Source organism: Pseudoalteromonas haloplanktis ATCC 14393, assembly GCF_000238355.1.
In the GTDB taxonomy this organism is placed as follows: domain Bacteria; phylum Pseudomonadota; class Gammaproteobacteria; order Enterobacterales; family Alteromonadaceae; genus Pseudoalteromonas; species Pseudoalteromonas haloplanktis.
In genome coordinates, this window is record NZ_AHCA01000040.1 from 1 (window position 1) to 1,385 (window position 1,385).

Here is a 1,385-nt window from a genome sequence, read left to right on the forward strand (position 1 = left end):
TGAAGTTGCTGATGCCATACTTCCAGGAAAAGCCTCTAAGCTTCAGATTATACCGAATCGTACCCCAAACCGACACAGGTGGTCAGGTAGAGAATACTAAGGCGCTTGAGAGAACTCGGGTGAAGGAACTAGGCAAAATCGTACCGTAACTTCGGGAGAAGGTACGCTCCTATCTGTGATGAGATTTACTCTCTAAGCGGACGGGAGCCGCAGTGACCAGGTGGCTGGGACTGTTTATTAAAAACACAGCACTGTGCAAAATCGCAAGATGACGTATACGGTGTGACACCTGCCCGGTGCCGGAAGGTTAATTGATGGGGTTAGTTTTCGGACGAAGCTCTTGATCGAAGCCCCGGTAAACGGCGGCCGTAACTATAACGGTCCTAAGGTAGCGAAATTCCTTGTCGGGTAAGTTCCGACCTGCACGAATGGTGTAACCATGGCCACGCTGTCTCCACCCGAGACTCAGTGAAATTGAAATCGCAGTGAAGATGCTGTGTACCCGCGGCTAGACGGAAAGACCCCGTGAACCTTTACTACAGCTTGGCACTGAACATTGAACCTACATGTGTAGGATAGGTGGGAGACTTAGAAGATGAGACGCTAGTCTTGTTGGAGTCGTCCTTGAAATACCACCCTTGTAGTTTTGATGTTCTAACGTTGGCCCCTGAATCGGGGTTACGGACAGTGCCTGGTGGGTAGTTTGACTGGGGCGGTCTCCTCCCAAAGAGTAACGGAGGAGCACGAAGGTTGGCTAAGTACGGTCGGACATCGTACGGTTAGTGTAATGGTAGAAGCCAGCTTAACTGCGAGACAGACACGTCGAGCAGGTACGAAAGTAGGTCATAGTGATCCGGTGGTTCTGAATGGAAGGGCCATCGCTCAACGGATAAAAGGTACTCCGGGGATAACAGGCTGATACCGCCCAAGAGTTCATATCGACGGCGGTGTTTGGCACCTCGATGTCGGCTCATCACATCCTGGGGCTGAAGTCGGTCCCAAGGGTATGGCTGTTCGCCATTTAAAGTGGTACGCGAGCTGGGTTTAGAACGTCGTGAGACAGTTCGGTCCCTATCTGCCGTGGGCGTTTGAGAATTGAGAGGGGTTGCTCCTAGTACGAGAGGACCGGAGTGAACGAACCGCTGGTGTTCGGGTTGTCATGCCAATGGCATTGCCCGGTAGCTACGTTCGGAACTGATAAGCGCTGAAAGCATCTAAGCGCGAAGCAGGCCTCGAGATGAGTTCTCACTAGACTTTTAAAGTCTCTGAAGGGCCGTTGAAGACTACAACGTTGATAGGCAAGATGTGGAAGCATAGTGATATGTTAAGCTAACTTGTACTAATTACCCGTGAGGCTTAACCATACAACGCCAAACGCGTTTTAT

The 1,385-nt window shown here is 50.9% G+C and carries 1 rRNA gene; it reads left to right on the forward strand.

Features of this window, described 5'->3' with window-relative positions:
- A 23S ribosomal RNA gene (locus PHAL_RS0122550) occupies positions 1-1,364 on the forward strand; the annotation flags it as partial.
- Positions 1,365-1,385 lie beyond the last annotated feature (21 nt).